At 34.1% G+C, this 21719-nt stretch carries 23 protein-coding genes; 6 read left to right on the top strand and 17 right to left on the bottom strand.

The features are described from left to right. The first annotated feature begins 89 nt into the window (after positions 1-89). A complete protein-coding gene (locus CQ058_RS12105; RefSeq protein WP_002135756.1) occupies positions 90-854 on the top strand; it encodes an alpha/beta fold hydrolase in 765 nt (254 codons plus the stop codon). 168 nt (positions 855-1022) lie between these two features. Here CQ058_RS12105 and entFM read toward each other — a convergent pair whose 3' ends face one another. Continuing rightward, the gene (gene entFM, locus CQ058_RS12100; protein ID WP_002193092.1) at positions 1023-2312 is read right to left on the bottom strand and encodes an enterotoxin EntFM; all 1290 of its coding nucleotides are present in this window, start codon (positions 2310-2312) and stop codon (positions 1023-1025) included. Between the two features lie 716 nt (positions 2313-3028). On the opposite strand from entFM, the gene CQ058_RS12095 reads away from it, so the two are divergent. Continuing rightward, positions 3029-3199: a hypothetical protein gene (locus CQ058_RS12095; RefSeq protein WP_002086168.1), complete on the top strand. Its 171-nt coding sequence runs from the start codon at positions 3029-3031 to the stop codon at positions 3197-3199. 43 nt (positions 3200-3242) lie between these two features. Here the strand turns inward: CQ058_RS12095 and CQ058_RS12090 are convergent, their stop codons facing one another. Both CQ058_RS12090 and CQ058_RS12085 read right to left on the bottom strand, forming a co-directional pair. Continuing rightward, positions 3243-3842, bottom strand: coding sequence for a nitroreductase family protein (locus tag CQ058_RS12090; RefSeq protein ID WP_002141347.1), 600 nt, complete (start codon positions 3840-3842; stop codon positions 3243-3245). A gap of 248 nt (positions 3843-4090) precedes the next feature. Next, the gene (locus CQ058_RS12085; protein WP_002189284.1) at positions 4091-5044 is read right to left on the bottom strand and encodes a D-alanyl-D-alanine carboxypeptidase family protein; all 954 of its coding nucleotides are present in this window, start codon (positions 5042-5044) and stop codon (positions 4091-4093) included. Positions 5045-5263: 219 nt separating this feature from the next. Here CQ058_RS12085 and CQ058_RS12080 point away from each other — a divergent pair, with 219 nt between their 5' ends. The 3 genes from CQ058_RS12080 to CQ058_RS12070 all read left to right on the top strand — a co-directional run bounded on the left by CQ058_RS12080 (position 5264) and on the right by CQ058_RS12070 (position 7211). Continuing rightward, positions 5264-6265 (top strand): S66 family peptidase, encoded by a 1002-nt coding sequence (locus CQ058_RS12080; RefSeq protein ID WP_002189282.1) that lies wholly within the window; start codon positions 5264-5266, stop codon positions 6263-6265. A 273-nt stretch (positions 6266-6538) separates the two neighbouring features. After that, positions 6539-6880 (top strand): EamA family transporter, encoded by a 342-nt coding sequence (locus CQ058_RS12075; RefSeq protein WP_002168607.1) that lies wholly within the window; start codon positions 6539-6541, stop codon positions 6878-6880. Continuing rightward, the gene (locus CQ058_RS12070; RefSeq protein WP_002189281.1) at positions 6873-7211 is read left to right on the top strand and encodes an EamA family transporter; all 339 of its coding nucleotides are present in this window, start codon (positions 6873-6875) and stop codon (positions 7209-7211) included. Before CQ058_RS12075 ends, CQ058_RS12070 begins: the two co-directional genes overlap by 8 nt. Positions 7212-7246: 35 nt before the next feature. On the opposite strand, the gene CQ058_RS12065 is transcribed toward CQ058_RS12070, so the two are convergent. The 12 genes from CQ058_RS12065 to CQ058_RS12010 all read right to left on the bottom strand — a co-directional run bounded on the left by CQ058_RS12065 (position 7247) and on the right by CQ058_RS12010 (position 18764). Beyond that, positions 7247-7696: a DUF6376 family protein gene (locus CQ058_RS12065; RefSeq protein ID WP_002189280.1), complete on the bottom strand. Its 450-nt coding sequence runs from the start codon at positions 7694-7696 to the stop codon at positions 7247-7249. A gap of 244 nt (positions 7697-7940) precedes the next feature. After that, on the bottom strand, positions 7941-8162 hold the full coding sequence (locus CQ058_RS12060; protein ID WP_002031341.1) for a hypothetical protein: 222 nt from the start codon (positions 8160-8162) through the stop codon (positions 7941-7943). 195 nt (positions 8163-8357) lie between these two features. After that, the gene (gene cydC / locus CQ058_RS12055) at positions 8358-10082 is read right to left on the bottom strand and encodes a thiol reductant ABC exporter subunit CydC (protein ID WP_002189277.1); all 1725 of its coding nucleotides are present in this window, start codon (positions 10080-10082) and stop codon (positions 8358-8360) included. Continuing rightward, entirely contained in the window at positions 10079-11800 is a 1722-nt protein-coding gene (gene cydD / locus CQ058_RS12050) for a thiol reductant ABC exporter subunit CydD (RefSeq protein WP_002189276.1), read from the bottom strand. Before cydD ends, cydC begins: the two co-directional genes overlap by 4 nt. After that, entirely contained in the window at positions 11800-12816 is a 1017-nt protein-coding gene (gene cydB / locus CQ058_RS12045) for a cytochrome d ubiquinol oxidase subunit II (RefSeq protein WP_002141342.1), read from the bottom strand. The genes cydD and cydB overlap by 1 nt, the downstream gene beginning before the upstream one ends. After that, a complete protein-coding gene (gene cydA / locus CQ058_RS12040) occupies positions 12803-14206 on the bottom strand; it encodes a cytochrome ubiquinol oxidase subunit I (RefSeq protein WP_002012335.1) in 1404 nt (467 codons plus the stop codon). The genes cydB and cydA overlap by 14 nt, the downstream gene beginning before the upstream one ends. 625 nt (positions 14207-14831) lie before the next feature. After that, positions 14832-15887: an LLM class flavin-dependent oxidoreductase gene (locus CQ058_RS12035; protein ID WP_105589712.1), complete on the bottom strand. Its 1056-nt coding sequence runs from the start codon at positions 15885-15887 to the stop codon at positions 14832-14834. A gap of 16 nt (positions 15888-15903) precedes the next feature. Beyond that, positions 15904-16845, bottom strand: a complete 942-nt coding sequence (locus tag CQ058_RS12030) for a ring-cleaving dioxygenase (protein ID WP_002189274.1) — start codon at positions 16843-16845, stop codon at positions 15904-15906. Positions 16846-16897: 52 nt separating this feature from the next. Then, a complete protein-coding gene (locus CQ058_RS12025) occupies positions 16898-17341 on the bottom strand; it encodes a MarR family winged helix-turn-helix transcriptional regulator (protein ID WP_002012331.1) in 444 nt (147 codons plus the stop codon). A 101-nt stretch (positions 17342-17442) separates the two neighbouring features. Beyond that, positions 17443-17766, bottom strand: a complete 324-nt coding sequence (locus CQ058_RS12020) for a carboxymuconolactone decarboxylase family protein (RefSeq protein ID WP_033709001.1) — start codon at positions 17764-17766, stop codon at positions 17443-17445. Then, positions 17763-18173 (bottom strand): tautomerase family protein, encoded by a 411-nt coding sequence (locus CQ058_RS12015; RefSeq protein WP_002031325.1) that lies wholly within the window; start codon positions 18171-18173, stop codon positions 17763-17765. Before CQ058_RS12015 ends, CQ058_RS12020 begins: the two co-directional genes overlap by 4 nt. Before the next feature lie 24 nt (positions 18174-18197). After that, on the bottom strand, positions 18198-18764 hold the full coding sequence (locus tag CQ058_RS12010; RefSeq protein ID WP_002012326.1) for a DUF4865 family protein: 567 nt from the start codon (positions 18762-18764) through the stop codon (positions 18198-18200). A 120-nt stretch (positions 18765-18884) separates the two neighbouring features. Between CQ058_RS12010 and CQ058_RS12005 the strand changes: the two genes are divergently transcribed. After that, positions 18885-19673, top strand: coding sequence for a LysR family transcriptional regulator (locus CQ058_RS12005; protein ID WP_002031321.1), 789 nt, complete (start codon positions 18885-18887; stop codon positions 19671-19673). A gap of 165 nt (positions 19674-19838) precedes the next feature. On the opposite strand, the gene CQ058_RS12000 is transcribed toward CQ058_RS12005, so the two are convergent. Both CQ058_RS12000 and CQ058_RS11995 read right to left on the bottom strand, forming a co-directional pair. Then, entirely contained in the window at positions 19839-20792 is a 954-nt protein-coding gene (locus CQ058_RS12000; protein WP_002126891.1) for a branched-chain amino acid ABC transporter permease, read from the bottom strand. 49 nt (positions 20793-20841) lie between these two features. Then, entirely contained in the window at positions 20842-21702 is an 861-nt protein-coding gene (locus tag CQ058_RS11995; protein ID WP_000382784.1) for a branched-chain amino acid ABC transporter permease, read from the bottom strand. Between the last annotated feature and the right edge of the window lie 17 nt (positions 21703-21719).

Genomic DNA, 21719 nt, shown 5'->3' with positions numbered 1-21719 from the left:
GACTACGCATAGAAAATATATAACTAATTTTATCAATTAGCTAATTTAAAACACTATATAAATCTCCAGCATTGAAAGGAGTATCCTTTTTGCAAACAAATAAACATTCCGAAAAGGAAACAATCATTTTTATTCATGGATTAGTTGGAAATCGCCGCGCCTTCAAAAAAGAGCATAAACGATTTTCTGCCTCCTACAACATTATAACTTATGATTTATTAGGTCACGGCGACGATAAAGGAGAAGCTATCGACTTTTCAATACAGCGCCTCGTAGATCAATTATTGAACTTGTATGAAAAAGAGGGAATTAAAAAGGCTCATATTTGTGCTCTAAGCTATGGCTGTTATATCTCTACGACATTTGCACAAATGCACCCAGAAAAAGTATTGAGTATTTGTCATATTGGTGGACATTATAATAACCCTTCCCGTTTATATAATGTTTTTCAGAATTTTTGGGAAAAACGCGGTGATGAATATTCATCTTGGCTTTCTCAGTATGCTAGTACTATTTTTCCAAGTGGAATACTAAGGGCAAATCCGTTCGCTGTTATTTCACGAAATATTTATTACCGTTTCGGATTACAATTACACTCGTCCATTATTGCTGAGTCATTACGACACCGCTTAGAATTCGACTTAAAATCTAAATTAAAAGCACTTCCCCATCCTATATTATGGGTGATGGGAGAACATGATCATCTCTATAAATCTTGTCTTTTTGATTTGAAGTCCATTCTTCCTAACGTTTTATATAAAGAAATCCCATTAGCAGGTCATGCAGCAAACTTATTCCGTCCAAACTATTTTCATGATTTATATGCTAAGTTTTTGCATGGAAAATTGACATAAAGTGAAACTTTAATCAGCGGGGGATTTGTCCATCCCCCGCTGATTATTATCCCGCAAATAGCAGGATAAATACTACTATACTGTTAGTTTATCCAACTATGAAAAAGGCTTCCCAAGTTTCCCTGGAAAGCCTTTTCTCTATACGAATAGTATATAAAATACTTCTTCTTAGTATGCTTTTGTGTAACCTAATAGGTGCTTACTCCAGTAAGAGTTGCTTACAGAGCTAATGCGTACGCCAGTTGCGTCATTTTCTGCACTGATGAACTGTCCATTACCTAAGTAAACGCCCATGTGAGAAGGACCTGATTTATAAGTATTTTGGAAGTATACTAAATCACCTGGTTGTGGACTGTTAGTCTTTGTTTTAGAGCTCCAGTATCCAGCAACTGTTTGACGAGCGCCTTTATGACCAGTTTGATTTAATACGTAGTGAATGAATCCACTGCAGTCAAAACCAGCAGGTGTTGTACCAGCAGTTCTGTATGGTGAACCATTTAAAGATCTAGCGAATCCAGCGATTGAAGATGTATCTCCACCTGTTGGTGCTGTTGGTTTTTGTACTTGGTTCGTACCTTGGTTCGTACCTTGGTTACCACCAGTAACTACATTATTCACTCCGCCTTTTACAAACTTAACAAAGTCTGCACTTACGTAACCAGTGCGGCCATTATGGTTAATTTTATACCAACCATTTTCAGCGCCAGTAACGTTTAATACTGTACCATTTGTTACCCCACCAATTACAGGGTTATATGTAGCTGGACCTGTACGTACTTTTAAAGCACCTGTGTTAACAACATAAGATCCACCAGTTTGAACTGTAGTAGTATTGTTGTTGTTTGTAGTTGGTTGCTGAGTTTGGTTTGATACAGCTGAACCACCTTTTGTTACGAAGTCTTTACTTACGTATCCAGTTCCACCATTGAAGTTAATTTTAAACCAATCTTGAACTTCACCTACAACTTGAACTGTTTTCCCTTTATTTACAGAACCTAAAACAGTATGAGATGCACTTGGGCCTGTACGTACGTTTAATGAAGAAACGTTTACTGTGTAAGTACCTGTTCCTTGCTGAACAGTAGTAGTAGTTCCTTTGTTGCCACCAGTTGTTACGAAGTCCCCACTTACATAACCTGTTTGACCGTTTACACTAACTTTGAACCAACCGTTTTCTTGTCCAATTACTTGAAGTACTTGACCTGATTTCACTTTAGAAATAACGTTATGTCCTGTACCAGCACCTGAACGTACATTTAATACATCAGCTGTTACTGTGTATTTTAATTCAGAAGTTGTTTCTACCGTTTTTGTTTCAGTTACAGTCGTTTGAGTTTGAGTTTGTCCATTAATTTCTTTTAGCGCATCATTTGAAACTTGTGCATGAGCAGAATCCATTCCAGGAACTGCTACACCTACTACAGATGCTGCTGCTAAACCTGCGATTACTTTTTTCATAAGTTGTCTTTACTTCCTTTCCCTACTATCCTCTTGAGAAAACTATAAACTTAGTACTTTACAATATTATCAAAGTAAAATATTCATCCAGTTCCATTTTTTAGCAAGAGTTTTATTTTTCACACATCGTTTATTTTAAACGATTGAAGTGAATTTAGTGTGAACTTCATGTGAACTTTATCATTAAACAGTGTGTTTTTGCAATGCTTTTTTCAAATTTCTTATGTATTTCATTGAAAATTCGACATTCCATTCATTATCTTAATATATATTTTTCTTTTGCTATCCACTTTAAAAAACTCTATTAATCTAATACAATGCAAAGAATGTATTTTCTAGTAAAGTCCCTTCCATGAAGCATACTCTTATCATGACAAAAAATGCTTTTTTATCAATAGTATAATATTTTTAGAAAACTATTTTTGATATTATCCATCGTTTTTAAAAGATTTGACGATTTGTAAGATTTAACTCCAAAAATTCTGTTCTAATTTGACGAAAATACACATTCCACTATCTATTTTTCACTATCCATGGAATTTTCAGGATATTTATATTATCATATATAAAGTAGGATTTTAATCCATACAAATTTTATTCACCCCACACTGAAACCAATCGAACTTTTACAGGTCGGTATTCTATACGTATCATTGAATTTTGATATGGAAGCCTTACTGCCCGCAAATAGTGAGATAAAAAAAGGAGATATATTTATGAAAAACATAATAGATGATCCTATAAATAAAAATATAGAACTGTACTATGCTTTTTTTCAATTCGTTTCAATTATAACATTACAAAAAGTATCGACTATTGAAACACGTAAAAACAAATTAAAAAATCAGATGAAAAATTCCTACAAAAAAAATCCTTACTACTTATAAAAGGTGAACAGATTATATCTCTGTTCACCTTTTATTTTTTATTTTATTTGTAAATTTTCACACGAGTTTCTAATGGCTGATATTCTTTATCTCCTGCCGAAACTACCGGTTTACCAAATGGCATTTGCGCAGTTAACTTCCAGTTTTCAGGTACATCCCATTCTTTTTTTACTTCCTCATCAATCAACGGATTATAATGCTGTAGTGTAGCACCAAAACCTTCAATCTCTAATGCTGTCCAAATCGCAAATTGCAACATTCCAGAAGATTGCTGAGACCATGTAGGAAAATTATCTTTATATAGTGCAAAGTTCTCTTGCAAACTTTCTACTACTTTACTATCTTCGAAATACAAAACTGTTCCATAGCCACTTTTAAATGCATTCATTTTCTCTTCAGTAGGTGCAAAATTATTTTCAGGCACAATTTTTCGTAACGTTTCTTTCGTAACATTCCATAATTTGTCGTGTTGTTCACCTAGTAATACAACAACTCTTGCACTTTGAGAATTAAAAGCCGAAGGTGTATGTTTCACAGCATGATAAATCACTTCTTGAATTCTTTCATCAGAAACTACTTGCTCTTTACTAATCGCGTAAATAGATCTTCTGTCTTCAATTGCTGAGTAAAAATCTTTTGCCATTACAATTCCCTCCAATTTTCATTTGAGGCAATATCATATGTACGAAGCATATAATGCCTCTCGAACTTATTATTAATAAGTTCTTAACTTAATAATATCAACAAACAAAAACAAACTCAAATGATATCACTTGAGTTTTCACTTCCTATACGTCAAAAAATAAAAAAACAGTTTATTGTCACCAAAATCAAGGTTCAATAAACTGTCTGTCTTATTTTTATAACAATCTAAATTACTTCTTTCTTCACCTAATTAAGCAATTGAAATGCATAGGACATTAATTTATTTGTTTCTGTAAAACGTTTTGTTTTACTTTTTGTCCCCATAACAACTGTAATAACACGATTATCGCCTTGTTTTGCAGTACCTGTAAAACAATACCCTGCGCTATCTGTAAACCCTGTTTTTAAACCGTCTATTCCTTCTATATATAAAGCTTCATTATTTTTGTTTAACATCTCATTTGTGTTTGTAACATTAATATTATTAAATGCTAACTGACTTTGACGTAAGTGAGTCACTTCTAATATCTCTGGGTAATCTTTTATAAGATGGTACGCTAATTTCGATACGTCAGCTGCTGTCATTTTTGTTTCACTTCCGTCGGGCTCCTGCAATCCGGAAGCATTCGCGAATTTAGCTTTATCTGACATTTCTAACTGCGTTGCTTTTGCATTCATAAGTTGAACAAAGTTTTTTTCTGTCTTAGCTACATGTTCCGCTAAAGCGACAGCCGAATTATTAGCCGATTCAATCATTAACGCATGATATAAGTCCTTAACAGTTAATGTATCATTTGCTTGCATCGGGATTTTTGCACCCTCTGTTTGTGCCGACTTTGCACTTATTTTCACTGGATCTTCCCAGTGGACTTTCCCATTATGTATACTCTCTAAAACGAGATATGCTGTCATCATTTTTGACATACTAGCAGGGGCAACAGCTTCATTTTCATTATTTTGATAAATAACTTCTCCATTACTCGCATCGATAATAATAGCTGCTTTTGCATCAATTTCTGGTGGTATATATTTTGGTGGAACTACTTTTTCAGATAGCCCTGTTTTAGGTAGCTCTGCCACTTGTAAAGGCTGAGTATCTACATTTGTTTCACTCTTTTGAACCCCTTGGAAAAAGAACCAACATATACCCAGAATTACTACTAATAGGATTGTTAATCTTCCCCATTTTAACCACTTCATTCTAAAACTCCTTTAGCAAACCTTTTATACACTCATGTTTAACCATAACAACAATTACTTTATATCGTCAAGGTAAAAAGTATATTTATTCATCTACAGCAATTATAATTTCAACCTCGTTCTCTTTTTCATATGTGTTACACTAAAAACAACAAAATATAAGAATATTCAATAATACCGAACCACAAAAACACTATATAATAGAAAGGATTTATACAAATGATACTTCCAAAAGCATTAAAATATGGCGATACAATTGGCATCTACTCTCCCTCTTCACCAGTAACCTATACTTCTCCAAAGAGATTTGAGCGAGCAAAATTATACTTAGAACAGAAAGGTTTTCATATATTAGAAGGTTCACTAACAGGTCAATATGATTATTATCGCTCCGGGAGCATTAAAGAACGTGCTGATGAATTAAATGACTTGATTAGAAACCCTAACGTCTCTTGTATCATGTCGACAATTGGGGGACTGAATTCAAATTCATTACTACCTTATATTGATTATGAGACTTTTCAAAAGAATCCTAAATTAATGATTGGCTATTCAGACACAACAGCATTATTACTAGGAATTTATGCAAAAACAGGAATTCCTACATTTTATGGTCCAGCACTTGTTCCTTCTTTTGGTGAATTTGAGCCTTTCGTAGATTGCACGTACAAATATTTTGCGGATACTTTATTAACTGATCAACACCTTCCTTACAACATAAACCAGCCGTTATTTTGGTCAGATGAATTTATTAATTGGGAAGAAAAAACGAAAGAAAAAGATCTTCGACCGAACAATTGGATTTCAGTAATTGGTGGGAAAGCTACTGGACGTATTATTGGTGGGAATTTAAATACTATACAAGGTATTTGGGGTAGCCCCTATATGCCACTTATTCAAGATGGTGACATTCTCTTTATTGAAGATAGCTCAAAAGATGCAGCTACTATCGAAAGAAGTTTTTCATTACTTAAAATTAACGGCGTTTTTGATAAAGTTTCAGGTATCATCCTTGGAAAACATGAGCAATTTGATGATTGTGGTACAAATAGAAAACCTTACGAAATATTATTAGAAGTATTACAAAATCAAAGACTTCCTTTTCTAGCCGATTTTGATTGTTGTCATACTCATCCAATGATTACTTTGCCAATAGGTATTCAAGTAGAGATGGATGCAACAAATAAAACGATACAAATTATAGAGCGATGGAGAGACTAACGACACTTATTCCACTATCTTGTAATGCTTAAAAATACAATTACATTTTTAATAGAAGGAAGTGGATATCACTCATAACAAATAGTGCCTAATGTCTTCTGTTGTTTTACAATAGAAGACATGTTACTATATATTTTGGAATGTGAAATGATAAGCAACAATCTATGATATGTACTGAAAAAACAATTTCAATGTACATTATGTAATAAGAAACTATTGATTACATACATTCATTTCAAATGTATGTATTTATATGTAAAAGAGAGTGAATATATGAAACCAACTATTAAAAACTATGTATTTCTACATGTAGCCTTCTTGATATATTCTATCATTATGGTTTACATGAAATGGGCAGCTCAATTCCCTGTTGCATCAATCTCATTTTTTATTGCTTACTTCGGACTTGTTGTACTTTTATTCGGATATGCAATTCTATGGCAACAAGTCATTAAGAATTTTGAAATTTCTAGAGCATATTCACACCGTGGGATTATCATACTATGGTCCATGCTTTGGTCAGTATTCCTATTTGGAGATACGATACAGTGGAATCACATACTTGGCGCAGCTATTATTATCGTCGGAATTGTGGTGGTGACAAAAGATGAATAGTTATATGTTATTATTTATTTTTGGGATAATTTTAGCCAATTACTCACAAATATTATTAAAAAAGGCTACTTTACAACAATACGATTCTAGAATAAAAGAATATGCGAATCCTTATGTTATCATCGGCTACTTTTTATTTGTAATTAATGCCGGATTAAATGTGATCGCCTTAAAGGGCTTGGCGTTAAAGCAAGCATCTGCATTAGAATCATTAAGTTATATCATCATTTTAATTTTCAGTTGGTACTTCCTAGGGGAGAAAATCACGAAACGAAAAATCATTGGCAACATTATTATTGTCATTGGTGTAATCATCTATTGTATACAATAACAAAAAGATCCGTTTATGATAAACGGATCTTTTTGTTATTGCCCTAAATTTTGAACCTTATCTTTCAAATCACGAACTTGTTCTATCGTCTGCATAAGCTCAGAGTTTTTAAACTGCTCTACATTCATTTTCCCTTCCTCTATCTTTGTCATAGATGTATCAATTAATGTATTTAACTTTTCATTATACCCGACGATTTGCTGGTGAAGATCCTTCGCTACATCTGGTGGTGTTAATTCATTAAAAGCTGGTATATCTTGTTTAATTTCAGTAAGCTTCGTTTCTAGTTCTTTCCGGGCTTTCCCATCATTAACGGCCTTTTCTGCTAATGCTGGCGCTTCATTTGCAAATGCACTTATTTCATTTACATAGTCTGTCGCTTTTTGAGCGTAATCTATGGAGTTCTTCCCTTCCTCTACTAGCGAACATCCCATCAAACCAATTGAAACTACAATTGAAAGTAACATTGTTTTTGTAAACTTCATTTTTACCTCCTAAATAATTGCCATACTTTTATTCATTTATAAACACTTTATTTTCTTCTTATACACTTTATCACATCATATCTTATTTTTTTAATCTTCCTCTTATACATTCTAGAAAAATCATTATTATCCTGTTCAACATGTACCTCGAAACTATCTTCATTTAAATATAAAAACAGACATACTTATTTTAAGTACGTCTGTTTTCCAAGTACGTATAGCTCTCACTAATTAAAGTTTCTCTTTATCCTCTCACATGCCCTATTACTGTTATAATATCTATGTCTATATGTACACTAATAATATCTTCTATAATGTCCGTATATCCTTGACCTAAAGGTGTTCCGTAATGTAATAAAATTTCTTTTTTTTCATAAACTGACTTCGGTACTGTAAAAATAAATTTCCTCATATTCCGCTCATCAGCAGGCTCCAGTATTAAAACAATGCCATCCTCTTCAAACATATAATCACGCCTTCCAACAATCCATTCACTATGGCTCAAGTATTGCCTTGAAAGGATAGGTTTTAAACACCCTTTCTAACAATATATAACCATTTCATGATCAAATAGCTTATACGGCTTATATGATTTCACCACAAATACAAAAAAACTCAAACCTTGAACTACCAAGAATTTGTGTTTTTTTGCATTTCATTCCTATATACCTTTATCAAGCTCATATAACCTACGATATTTCTCATTTTCTTTCAGTAGCTGTTCGTGACTACCTTGCATAGCGATTTGGCCACTATCAAGGAAAATAACTTCATCTACATGTTCAATTCCTACAAGATGATGTGTAATCCAAATAACAGTCTTTTCTTCTGTTGCAGAAAACATTGTTTCTATTAAGGCTAATTCCGTTTTAGGGTCTAAACCGATAGTCGGTTCATCAAGCACAATAATCGATGCTTCTTGCATAAGAGTTCTTGCAAATGCTACCCTTTGCCTTTCTCCGCCAGAAAACCTCTTTCCCATTTCATGCATTTTTGTTTGTAATCCATCAGGAAGAGCAGCAATGTGTGGTGCTAGCTGTGCTTTCTCTAAAGCTCTCCATATCTCTTCATCATTAGCCTCTGGTTTACCGATCCGCACATTATTTCCAATTGTCGTATCGAATAAATGTGGTTTTTGGTTTAAGACAGAAATATATTTTGACAAAAAATCCGTATGAGCTTGTTCACCATTCAATATAACTTGCCCACTCACCGGACGTAGCGCCCCAGTTAACAGTTTTAGTAAAGTAGATTTTCCTGTTCCACTTCTACCTAAAATAGCAATTTTCTTTCCTGCCTTTATTTGCAATGATACATCTTTTAATACAGGTTCATTACTATCCGGATAATTATACGACACATTACTCAGTTCAATATCTATATGTTTTAGTGCAACGTAATCTTTATCTCCAGGTAACTCATTTCCATCTTGCAAAATGCTATCACTTTCTACGCTTTTAAGCCTATGAGCAGATTCTACATAAGATGGAATTCGATCAATAGCATCTGATATAGGGATAAGCGCATTTGTCACAGATAATGTCATTAATACGAACGCTGCAATAACTGTAGGTGCAATCTGTTCACTTGCTGCTTGATTTCCAGTCCACATAATCATTGAAATAACTACAATGCCGACTATTAAATGAATGATACTGTCTCGAATATGGTACCAGCGTTTCACTCTCTTTTCTGTCTTTAACAGCTGGACATTTTGCTCTACATACGCATTAATAAATTCATCTTTTCTACCACTCGCCTGCCAATCAGATAACCCAAATACAGCATCTGTCAATTGTTGATACAAACGATTTCTTCCTCGCTTCAAAGCAACATGATGTCGTTTCATCAAAAGTAGTGATACGAATGGGAGAAGAAAAACAATAACAGCTAACATACAAGCTGCGATAAGTGCAAATACTAAGTCAAATGCACCGATAACAATTACGAAAATGCTATATACAACTAACGCTAATATACTAGGGAATATTGTACGTAAATATAGATTCTGTAAATGTTCTATATCATCAGACAATACACCTAGTACATCACCAGTTTGAAATCGAGAGCGTAAAAATAACGCCTGTGGTTCTACAATTCTATATAGTTTTGTTCTCATTTTTTCTAAAATTCGTAGAACGACGTCATGCCCTACTAAACGCTCTAAATAATGAAAGACAGCTTGCCCTATACTAAACGCACGCGTTGCAACTATAGGAACATATACAGCCATTACATTTTCTGGTCTGAGAGCAGATTTAGAAATTAAATAACCTGAAATGAAAAGTAGCATCGCACCTGAACTAACTCCAAGAAGCCCGAGGAAAATAGTCAACGTCATTCTACCTTTATTTTGCTGTATATAAGGTTTAATCCAATTACTCATCGCTCTCCCCTCTCTTCCCTATGAAAATGTAATGTCTCATTCTTTAAAAGTTCTTCATATGTTCCACTTTCTTTAATTTCCCCTTTATTTAAAATAAGAATATGATCCATTTGCTTCATCCAATTCAGACGATGCGTTGCAAGAAATACTAACTTACCTTCAAACAGACGTAACATCGATTGCTTTATTTCAAATTCAGTTTCAATATCAAGATGTGCTGTAGGTTCATCTAATAAAATGATTGGCTTTTTACTTAAAAGTGCACGTGCCATAGCGACACGTTGTTCTTGTCCGCCACTAAGCATACGTCCACCTTCTCCAATTCTTTCGTACATCCCATGTGGTAATGATGCAACGAGCGAACGAAGACCAACTTCATTAATAACTCTCTCAACTTCTTCATCAATTGTATTCGTTTCATAGAAACAAATATTATCTTTTAATGAAAGCGGAAAAATATAAGGTTGCTGCGGAATATAAGCAATATTTTTTTGCCAATCTTCTCGAGTAGATTCACCAATTTCCACACCATTTACTAACATCTTCCCACCCGAAGGCGGTAGAAATCCTGCTAACACATCGATTAACGTTGATTTCCCTGCCCCACTTTCACCAATAATGCCTATAGCACCGTTACCTTGCCAAGTAAAATCAATTCCCTCTAATATAGCCTTTTCAGATTCATCATTATTTACTTTTACATCTTGTAATTTCAAACTACTAGAAGAATTCCATACTATATCTACATTTGAATCTTTCTTTTCTATTTCTTTTTGTTTCTGTAAAATTTCTTCTATTTGCTCCATTGCAAGTTGTCCATCTAATGTAGCATGATAATTCGCTCCAACTTGCTTAATCGGCAGAAAATATTCCGGCGCTAAAATTAAAATCGTAAGAGCTGGCAACAGTATAATTGTCCCATCTATTAACCGTATCCCTAATCCAACTGCTACAAATGCAATTGATAAACTCGTAAAGAAATCTAATGCAAAAGAAGAAAGAAAAGCAACTCGCAAAGTACGCATCGTTGCTTTTCTATATCGTTTACTTACTTTTTCAATCTTTCCTTCGTGCTGTTTACTTTTCCCTAAATACTTTAATGTTTCTAATCCTTTTAACGTATCTACAAAATGATTAGAAAGTACACGATATGTCTCATATTGGCTATCCGCCATTTTCTGCGCTGCTAATCCTAGAAGGATCATAAATATGATCACAATTGGAATCGTTACAACTAAAATGATTCCAGACTTAATGTCCAGTGTAAAAACATATAGAACAATTAGCCCTGGAACGATACTACTTCTAATCATTTTAGGAATTGTCAATTCAATATATGTTTTAAATTTCTCAATACCTTCTATCGATAAAGTAACCAGATGACCAGTCCCATTCGTTTGGACAAATCTCGGCCCTAACGTAAAATATGCTTCTATTAACTGTTTACGTAATGCAAATCCTGTTTTTTCAGCGAAACGCTCAACCAATATTTGCGATGTTCGCACTAACATTTGGCGTGCTGCAAACGTGATCCCAAAATAAACAGTTTCATTTAGCACAGCTTGCACTGTTTCTCCATGAAATAAAAATGTGATTGCTCGTGCTAAAAATACTGTCTGCGCAATGATGCTACACGCCTCTAAAATGCTAATAAGACTTAAAGTTACATATAAAACTCGGCTACCAGGATACGACGGAAGTCCTCTTTTTCTTTTCATTAGTACTCCAAATCTTTGTCTGACTTAACAGGTTGTCTAAATACATAGAAACTCCATATTTGACTACCGATAACAAACGGTAAAATAGCAAGAGAAAAATAGCTCATCAGTTTTAATGCATAAGGTCCTGATGCCGCATTATAAATTGTCAAATCATTTACCGCTCCTAATGAGCTAATCATGACACGCGGGAACATACCGATGAACACACTTGCACTTAACAAAATGATTGTTAAACTCGTCATAAAGAAAGCCCAACCATCTCTTCTTCTTTTATTTAATAAAGTAGAAACAAATAGCGCTACAAAAGCTCCAATTGGAACCATTAGCCACTCTGAACCATGTGCGGTGAAAATATCTGTTTTCCATAACCCTACAGCTGCAAAAACAAGAAGTGTTATTAATGCAAAAGGTGCAATCTTTGTCGCGGCAATACGTGCGCGTTCTCGTAATTTTCCTGTTGTACGTATAGTAAGGAATTGCAAACCATGAACAATACATAGAAGAAGAAACATAACTCCCCCAAGTAACGCAAATGGGTGAAGTAATTTCATAAATCCGCCTACCATATTTTTACTTCCATCAATTGGTACACCTGTCATAAAGTTCGCGATTGCAACTCCCCAAAGTATAGGAGGTAGCAAACTTCCAATAAACATGCCCCAATCCCAGAAACTCTTCCATTTATGATTTTCTATTTTCGCACGGAATTTAAAGGAAACACCTCTTATAATTAATGCAAGAAGCATAAACACAAATGGAATATAAAACCCACTAAATAAAGTTGCATACCAGTGCGGGAATGCCGCAAACATAGCGCCACCAGCACAAACAAGCCATACTTCATTTGCGTGCCAAAACGGCCCAATTGTATTTAAATATATACGTTTTTCCAAATCGTTTTTCCCTAAAAACCTTGAAACGATTCCTACACCAAAATCGAAACCTTCAAGTACAAAGAAGCCAACGAATAAGGTTGAGATAATTAGAAACCACAACTCATTAAGAGATAACATACTCTTCCTCCTTATCAAATGGATCATGGCTTTGATAATCCTTTTTCGTTTTCTTATTCGCATGTCCTTTAATGATACGAACGAATAAGTAAACAGTAATTCCTCCAACAATTAAATATAGTGATGTGAATGAAACAAGAGAGAATAATACTTCTCCAAATGAAACGTTTGGAGATACAGCATCTTCTGTTTTCATAACACCGAAGACAACCCAAGGCTGACGTCCCATTTCAGTCATAATCCAACCTACTGTATTACCGATAAACGGTAGTGCAATTGCATATACCATTATTTTTAAATACCAAGGGTTTTCAGTTAAGCGATCTTTTCTTGATAAGAACCAGCCGTACATTCCTAAAAGAAGCATGAATGTTCCACTCATTACCATCGCTCTAAAACTCCAGAACATAGTATGTACTGGCGGAATATAATCTCCAGGTCCATATTTTTCTTCATATTGTTTTTGAATTTGGTTCATCCCTTCAACTTGACCGCTAAATTTATCGTATGACAATAGACTTAGCATATAAGGGATTTGAATTTCAAACGAATTTTCTTTCTTCTCTGTATCAATTTTTGCAAATACTGTAAATGGCGCTGGATCCTCACTCGTATTCCATAATGCTTCAGCTGCTGCCATTTTCATCGGATGTGTCTTAATTAAATTTTGTGCTTGTGCATGACCGAAAAATAATACCAATGCAGTTGTAATTGTTCCAACAACGATAGAAACTCGGAACGATTTTTTAAACACCGCAGTTTCTTGACCTTTTGATATTTTCCATGCACTTACACCTGCAATAAAGAATGCACCAGTTGCAATTGCCGCTGTGATTGTATGTGGGAATTGCACCCATAATTGTGGATTTTGAATAATCGCCCAAAAATCATTCATCTGTGCACGTCCATCTGCTGCCATTTCATATCCTACTGGGGCATGCATAAATGCACTTGCAGTTAAAATCCAAAATGCTGATAACATTGTTCCTATTGAGAGGAGCCAAATACATAAAAGGTGAACTCGCTTCGGAAGTTTATCCTCACCGAATACCCATAAACCTAGGAATGTAGACTCAATGAAAAATGCTAATAAACCTTCAATTGCAAGTGATGGTCCGAAAACATCACCAACAAAACGTGAATACGTTGACCAGTTCATACCAAACTGAAATTCTTGTAAAATACCTGTTACAACACCTACCGCGAAGTTAACAAGGAATATTTGTGTCCAAAACTTAGTCATCTTTTTATAAATTTCTTGTCCCTTTACCACATACAACGTTTGCATTAACGCAATGATAAAAGCTAAACCTATAGACAGCGGAACGAAAAAGTAATGAAAAATCGTTGTTGATGCAAATTGTATTCGTGCCAATTCGAGCGTTTCCATGCTAAAGTCACTTCCTCCATATTTTTTTATATCGTAATATCGATTGAATTGTATGAATTCACTTCATAACGAACAATTCAATCATTTGGAAATACAAAAAGATAAATTCGTTTATGTACTTTCTGAAAATATAGATTGTCAGTTTTTTAGATAATTACAAAAGAACTTTCTTCATACGATTTACCTTTTCACTATTTCAGTAGTGTTTTATTCGTTAATCGAATTGTATAATATACTTACATAATAAATTCAGGTGATTTTTGACGTATTATTGACAGGATTTTGTCTGAAATATGTCTTTTGTAATTTTTTTGAATTAGATTTCTCACATTTTAAAAACGTACTTTTCAAACATACAACACACTCTTATATCAATTGTTATTATGTTTTTCTCTTCATACGCTTGACTTTCCCTTTGAAAAATGTCCTTGAACCAAACCTGAAAACACGTTAGATTTTTGTCAAGAGAAAAATGTATTTCCAAAATTCAAATCAACAATATTGTTATTCACAAATAGAAAAAAACTCCCCTTTCTCTAGACATAAAATTCGTTTTTTTGTCATTTTTCAAACTGACTAAATAAAAAAGTACCGAGAATAGATTATATTCCCGGTACTTTTTTCATTATTTCGTTGTATATTTTCTAACAGCCGGCATAATTTCAGTAGCAATTAATTCAATGTTTTTCTCAATCTTATCAAATGGTACACCGCCAAAATCAATCTGTGCCATAAAACGTTGCTGTCCAAATAATTCATATTGATAAAGCATTTTTTCAATAATTTGTTGCGGGCTACCAATCATTAACGCATCACGGTGATCTACTGCGTTAGTAAATTGTTGTTTTGGATACCCACCACCGCGTAGCGCAAGCATACCAGCATTAATATGAGGATAAAATTCACTAAGTGCATCTTGTGAATTTTCTTCTGTATAAAATAAACTTGTTGTCGCAATTGGTAATGTTGCTGGATCAAAACCACTTTGCTCAGCTGCTTCACGATATGCATCAACCGAAACTTTAAAATTAACAGCTGGGCCACCAAGTGTCGTAAGCATCATTGGTACACCTGCGCGTCCTGCCTTAATTGCACTAGCAGGTGGCCCTCCAACAGCACGCCAAATTGGCATATTGTTATTTTTAGCTCTCGGTATAATTGCCGCATGTTCAAGTGGCGTTCTAAACTGCCCTTTCCATGTTACACTTTCTTCTTTATTTATTTTTAATAAAAGATCCATCTTCTCTTCAAATAGTTCTTCATAATAATTTACATCGTAACCAAGTAAACTATATCCCCCAATACGAGATCCACGACCAGCAACGATTTCAGCACGACCATTAGAAATTAAATCAATTGTGGCAAAATCCTCATATACACGAACCGGATCTGACGTGCTTAATACTGTTGCAGAACTCGCGATTTTAATGTTTTTCGTAGCTTGTGCAATAGCTCCTAAAATAACTGTATGAGCTTGCGTTGTAAAATGCGCTTGATGACTTTCACCGACAGCAAACACATCAATTCCAGCTTCATCTGCTAACTTAGCTGTTTCAATTAGTTCATGAATTCTTTTTTCTGCACTTATTTTCGAACCATCATGCGGATTTAAAATATGATCTCCAATTGAATATAATCCAAATTCAATTCCCTTACTTGTATCAATACGGTATTTTTCCATAGTTGCTCTCTCCCTTTTAATAAAGCGGTATTAATTTCTCTTCAATCTCTTTTCTTCTCTCTTCTAAAAATGGTGGTAAATCCAGCTCTTTTCCTAATTCTTCAACTGTTGAATCTACTATAAATCCTGGTCCATCCGTCGCAATCTCAAATAAAATGCCATTTGACTCACGGAAATATAAACTTTTAAAATAAAAGCGATCGATAATCCCTGTTGATTGGAACCCTTTATCTTTCACCGCTTCATTCCAATAACTCAGTTCTTCATCATTTTTCACACGAATAGCTAAATGATGAATACTTCCTTTTCCTGGTCTTTCACTCTCTCCATCTTGCTGTTTCACCAAAATTTCTCCAAAAGATTGACCATCGATAGATTGATAAATCCCCTCATCGTCTGAACGAGATACTTCTTTATAACTAAACAAACCTGTTAATGTTTTTGATAATTTATTTAAACTGCGCACTGTCATTTCAACTGTTCCCATGCCTAAAATACGATGATTCTGCTCTACAGAAGATTCATCCCATGCAGTCCAATATTCAGGCACCTCTTCATCTTTATTATTTAACAGCACTAACCGTAGACCATCTGGATCTTCAAAGTGCAGTGCGTCTCTTCCGGCGTAAGTTGTAATTTCCCCATGCGCCACCTGGAGTGACTCAAAACGTCTCTTCCAAAATGTAAGACTTTCTATTGAAGGTACGAGCAAGCCTATTTGTGTTATTGCATTTGTACCACGGATTGTTCTACCTACATTCGGCATTTCAAAAAATGATAATTCAGTTCCGGCACTCCCTGTTAAATCACCATAAAACAAATGATACATAAATGGATTATCTTGATTGACTGTCTTTTTCACCCGGCGTAATCCTAAAACATCTCGATAAAAATTATTATTCGTTTTCGCATTTTTAGTCACCATAGAAATGTGGTGATGTCCTGGAATTGTATACATAAAACTTCCTCCTCTTTATCACTTGATTAGTCAATTGATTGAGTAAAAAAAATTACTCATTCGGTAATTCTTTTTTTTCACTATGCTTATGAACTTTTGACATCAACTCGTATAGTATTTTCTGCTCTTCTTCATTTAATACATCATCAAAAAATGATGATTGAAATGCAAGTTGCTCTGGCAATGCTCTTTCTAAAGCCGCTTCCCCTTGCTCTGTAAGACTAATTGTTTTCGTTTTCCAATCTTGTTTTCGTATAATATATCCTTCTTTTTCAAGACGTGTTAACATTCGAGAAATACCGCCTTGTGTAACGGTAACCTTTTCTGCTAACTCCATTTGTGTTAATGGCTGATAAGTCCGTATTTGCAAAAGCACATCAAATTGGGCTGTTGTTAAATCAAAACGTTTTAAAAACTCATTTGACATTTGATTACTTTGGTTCGTAAATCGTATTAAACGTAGCCATATTAACGATCCTATCGTATTTTCACGCATGTTTCATCACTTCCTAGCGTTGATCTTACTATCACTTTACCACTCAAGTGATAGTAATGCAAGTAGAAATATGTTAAAAATACCTCCCAAAATCATTATTCTTAACTTTCCATTTCATTCATTGCTATATTTAAAGCTGCCACAGCTTTTGGCCAACCAACGTAAAAAGCCATATGTGTTATTAATGCAACTAATTCATTCTCCATTATCCCATTTTGTTTAGCTAGCTTCAGATGAAATGGTAATTGTTCTGTATTACCAAGACTGATTAGTGCCGACAATGTACATAAGCTTCTTTCTCTTAATGTTAAAGCGGCATCCCGCCACACTTCCTCAAATAATATCTCTTCACTATAATGAGAAAATACAGGTGCTACTTCTCTCATTTTCTTTGGAATATAGAATTCAATTGGTTCATTCATCATTTTGCTCCCTTCATTTTTACCAATTGTGCCATCCCTTGACCAAATGACCAGTTTTCAGCAGCTATCTCATGTAATGTAATAAAAATGTCAGTAACTTTCACATTAGAACATGCTGAAATTTCAAAGGATATAGATTGATACAAACCTTTTTTCTGTTGCACTGTTCTTCCAGGTCCACATGTAATAGAAACATGAATCATATTCTCAGTTCTCATTTCTCCTCTTTCCAACAAATAATATGGATTATACAAAAATTGATTTTGTTGATAAGGTAAAAATATTTGAAAATAATCATTTTCAGGGATGTCGAAATGTTCAATTAATGAAAGATGGATACATTCACCTATCTTTTTCAACTCTTCTTTATTTAATATATCTTCATGATAATAAACGTTCACAAAAGGCATAGATTTTCATTCCTTTTTCTTAATTTAGCATTCAACAACATATCCTCGTGAAATATGTAAAATCTCATAAATAGTAACATCGTCCATTACATCTATTTCAGGCTTTTCCTTATAAAAACTGAATTGACTATATCCCCACTTATCCGGATTATAAACTATTACATTCCCTAAACATTTTTCTATGTTTTGCACATTTTCATTTACTTTATTTAATTGCGTCCCAATCAGCGATTTACTTTGAGAAATACTCCCTGCATATTCAACAGCATATCTACTTTTTCTAAAATCATTACTTAAATTAACAACTAATGGAACACCTATATTTATTTGTTGCCACCCAAACGATTGCAAAATATTATCGTAATACCCTTCAAAGATAAATTTATTCATCCCTTCATGACCATTCCAAATATATAAAGGTGCATAACAATTATGGAAACCCCCATCCTTACCTGCCTCAGCAATTAAATAAGCCTTAAAATTCAACCCTTGAAAACCATCCGTTTTATAACCATTCTTTTTCACCCTTTCTCTAATAGTCCCCATATCATAATCTTTTGGCAAAATGACCTTATATTGCATACCAATCATGTTTATCACTCACTTTCGATCTTATATATATAATGATAAACCGATGATCGGCTGACGTAAAATAGGTATAAATTATGTTTGATATCATTTATAATGATACCGTATAAGGGGCTGAAATGAATGGAAATAAATGATCTTATCATATTTAAAACTGTAGCTAACGAAGGATCTATTAGTAAAGCCGCTAAAGAGCTAGGCTATGTACAACCAAATGTAACTGAGCGAATCAAAAAATTAGAACAAGAATTAGAAACGCCTTTACTACATAGAGATAACAAAGGTGTCTCCCTGTTACCTTCTGGTGACATTTTATTAGACTACACGAATAAAATATTAGCTCTTTTAGAAGAAGCCAAAGATGAAATTAAAACAAGTGCATCTTCTTATGTAATAGCGACGTCACAATCTATTTTGACTAATTATTTAAGTATGCGTATTAAAGAAAATTTCAGGAATTATCAAATTTATATAGAAAGTAGTAGCCATTTACAAAAACTACTACAGCAACAAAAAGTTGATATGGTCATAACTTATGAGGATTATCCCGACGCAGCGTTTAAAAAAGTATTCACCACTTCAATTTCTGTAGGTTTATTAAAAGCGAAAGAACAGTGTAACATTGACTTTTCAAAAGAACTTTTCTTTGTTAGTAACGATAAAAAGTGCCCTTTTAGAAATATGACAATACAATTTCTAAAAGAAAACAATCTATCTCAGCATCAACTTCAACAGTTAGATTCTTATTCGCTTATTGAAGAGTTTATTGTTGAGGGAAATGGGATAGCTTTTTTACCGATTAGAAATGATAAATTAGTTCCAGTTGAAAATGTCGCGGTTGAAAAACTACCTATTAACTTCTTTACAACTCGAGACTTAGATAAAGTGATTCCAGGTGAACTATTTAATTAATAAAGAGGCTACACTTGTCGTATTTTACGGGTAAATAGATATCCCTTGTCGAATCGCTAATATAACTTCATATACTATCGTACGGCCTAATAAAATAAAAAGGGATGTCCTAGTAGTTAATATGTTTAACTACTAGGACATCCCTTTCCATCTTGAAGACTTATTTCACACGTTCTGCTCCACCCCTGTACTCTTCTCCTTCTTACTTCTTTTAAAATTCTTCAACTTCTTAACTGTTCCAACTAACCCTTTCGGAAAAACTAGTAGCACGATAATGTATAATAAACCAAGAATGATCGTCCATCGTTCAAAAATCGGATATTCCGTCGCTAATTCGGATAAATAATATTTCAATGATTCAATAATCCCAGCTCCAGCGATTGCTCCGATTAAAGTTCCAACTCCCCCAATCATTGTCATCAATAATGCATTTAATGTCATTTCAATTGAAAATACAGTTGTATTAACAAAGCGTAAAGTGATAACAAATAAACCACCGCTAATCGCTGCAACTACTCCTGCAACAACACTAGCAATAATTTTATAATGAAGAACTTTATAGCCAAGTGCTTCAACTCGTTGTTCATTTTGTGAAATCGCCTTTAACACTTTCCCAATTGAAGATTTTGTGAAAAGACGTAACAAAATGAAAATACTGATTAGACATATAAATGTTATATAATAAAATGTAAAACGATCACGGAATATATCTGGTACACGAAATGTAAATCCATCTCCTCCATGAGTCAGTGAACGCCATTTTTCAGCAAGTACAAAAAACAGCTGGGAAATAGCGAGCGTTAACATTGCATAAAAATGACTTTTCAGCCGTAAAGAAAGCAAACCGATTATATAACTAACGATGGCTGATACAATAATTGCGGCTGCTATTCCTATAAAAAAGTTTGTGATAGACACCCCTTGTCGATCAAATAAAAGTGCTACCCCATACGCCCCTATACCAAAGAACATACAATGACCGAATGAAACAATACCTGTATATCCAAGGAGAACATCAAAACTCATAGCGAAAATAGCAAAGATGAAGATTTGAGTGAACAAAATTAACAAGCTCCGTGAATCATTTACGAATGGAAATACACTTAAACAAATGAGCATAAATACTCCGAAGTATACTTTAATTCGATTCGATGTGCTGTTCACCATTTCACCCCTTTTCACCAACAAGTCCCGTTGGCTTCACTATTAAGAAAAATAGTAACATTAACATATTAATTGCAAGTGATAAATCCGGTATAAAATATGCTGTAAAAGCACCAGCTAATCCAACAATTAAAGAAGCGATTGCTGAACCTTGTACGCTTCCTAATCCTCCAATTATCACTACTATAAAAGCTAAAATCGCATACTGCATACCCATCTCGGCGAAAATAACACCTGAATACGGTGCTAATAAGAAGCCTCCCAAAGCCGCCATCCCTGCTCCTAATAAAAAGACGAAAGAAAATATCGCTTTTACATTAATACCGAGCGCTTGAACCATCTCTTTATCCATTACACCAGCGCGAATCATAAGTCCTATCTTTGTTTTTTTGAGCAATAATAGTAAGGCAATGTAAATGATGATCCCAATTAAAATAACGAATAGACGATATTTAATTAATATAACGCCTTCAAATGTATAACTACCTTGTAACCATAACGGTAATTTAGCACCAATTGGATTTGGCCCCCAAAATACTTTAATACATTCACTAAGTACAAGCATTCCTCCAAGCGTCACAAGAAGCTGGCGAACATGATTTCCATATACCGGTCTAATAAGGAATCTTTCTAAAATGAATCCAAGAAACATCCCCATAGCAATTGCTCCAATTAAAGCGAGTAAATAGCTTCCAGTTGTATTAAATATCCATACACCTGTAAAAGCTCCCCATGCAAATAACCCACCATGTGCGAAGTTTAGAACGCTCATTAAACCGAAAATAAGTGAAAGACCTGACGCTAATAAAAAAATGAGCATCCCTGTTGAAATCCCATTTACAAATAAATTGATTAACACATCCATCCTTCTCACCCCGGATT

This window comes from Bacillus sp. MYb56 (genome assembly GCF_002976445.1).
Taxonomy (GTDB): domain Bacteria; phylum Bacillota; class Bacilli; order Bacillales; family Bacillaceae_G; genus Bacillus_A; species Bacillus_A mycoides.
This window is presented reverse-complemented; position numbering and strand designations above follow the sequence as displayed.

Bases quoted from the DNA above. Each gene is read 5' to 3' on its own strand.
- CQ058_RS12000 (WP_002126891.1), bottom strand. From the start codon at position 20,792: ATGCTCATTTGTTTAAGTGTATTTCCATTCGTAAATGATTCACGGAGC.
- CQ058_RS12080 (WP_002189282.1), top strand. From the start codon at position 5,264: ATGATACTTCCAAAAGCATTAAAATATGGCGATACAATTGGCATCTAC.
- CQ058_RS11995 (WP_000382784.1), bottom strand. From the start codon at position 21,702: ATGGATGTGTTAATCAATTTATTTGTAAATGGGATTTCAACAGGGATG.
- cydC (WP_002189277.1), bottom strand. From the start codon at position 10,082: ATGAGTAATTGGATTAAACCTTATATACAGCAAAATAAAGGTAGAATG.
- CQ058_RS12070 (WP_002189281.1), top strand. From the start codon at position 6,873: ATGAATAGTTATATGTTATTATTTATTTTTGGGATAATTTTAGCCAAT.
- CQ058_RS12085 (WP_002189284.1), bottom strand. From the start codon at position 5,044: ATGAAGTGGTTAAAATGGGGAAGATTAACAATCCTATTAGTAGTAATT.
- CQ058_RS12095 (WP_002086168.1), top strand. From the start codon at position 3,029: ATGAAAAACATAATAGATGATCCTATAAATAAAAATATAGAACTGTAC.
- CQ058_RS12015 (WP_002031325.1), bottom strand. From the start codon at position 18,173: ATGCCTTTTGTGAACGTTTATTATCATGAAGATATATTAAATAAAGAA.
- CQ058_RS12030 (WP_002189274.1), bottom strand. From the start codon at position 16,845: ATGTATACAATTCCAGGACATCACCACATTTCTATGGTGACTAAAAAT.
- CQ058_RS12065 (WP_002189280.1), bottom strand. From the start codon at position 7,696: ATGAAGTTTACAAAAACAATGTTACTTTCAATTGTAGTTTCAATTGGT.
- cydA (WP_002012335.1), bottom strand. From the start codon at position 14,206: ATGGAAACGCTCGAATTGGCACGAATACAATTTGCATCAACAACGATT.
- CQ058_RS12035 (WP_105589712.1), bottom strand. From the start codon at position 15,887: ATGGAAAAATACCGTATTGATACAAGTAAGGGAATTGAATTTGGATTA.
- entFM (WP_002193092.1), bottom strand. From the start codon at position 2,312: ATGAAAAAAGTAATCGCAGGTTTAGCAGCAGCATCTGTAGTAGGTGTA.
- CQ058_RS12020 (WP_033709001.1), bottom strand. From the start codon at position 17,766: ATGATGAATGAACCAATTGAATTCTATATTCCAAAGAAAATGAGAGAA.
- CQ058_RS12025 (WP_002012331.1), bottom strand. From the start codon at position 17,341: ATGCGTGAAAATACGATAGGATCGTTAATATGGCTACGTTTAATACGA.
- CQ058_RS12010 (WP_002012326.1), bottom strand. From the start codon at position 18,764: ATGATTGGTATGCAATATAAGGTCATTTTGCCAAAAGATTATGATATG.
- CQ058_RS12060 (WP_002031341.1), bottom strand. From the start codon at position 8,162: ATGTTTGAAGAGGATGGCATTGTTTTAATACTGGAGCCTGCTGATGAG.
- CQ058_RS12005 (WP_002031321.1), top strand. From the start codon at position 18,885: ATGGAAATAAATGATCTTATCATATTTAAAACTGTAGCTAACGAAGGA.
- cydB (WP_002141342.1), bottom strand. From the start codon at position 12,816: ATGTTATCTCTTAATGAGTTGTGGTTTCTAATTATCTCAACCTTATTC.
- cydD (WP_002189276.1), bottom strand. From the start codon at position 11,800: ATGAAAAGAAAAAGAGGACTTCCGTCGTATCCTGGTAGCCGAGTTTTA.
- CQ058_RS12090 (WP_002141347.1), bottom strand. From the start codon at position 3,842: ATGGCAAAAGATTTTTACTCAGCAATTGAAGACAGAAGATCTATTTAC.
- CQ058_RS12075 (WP_002168607.1), top strand. From the start codon at position 6,539: ATGAAACCAACTATTAAAAACTATGTATTTCTACATGTAGCCTTCTTG.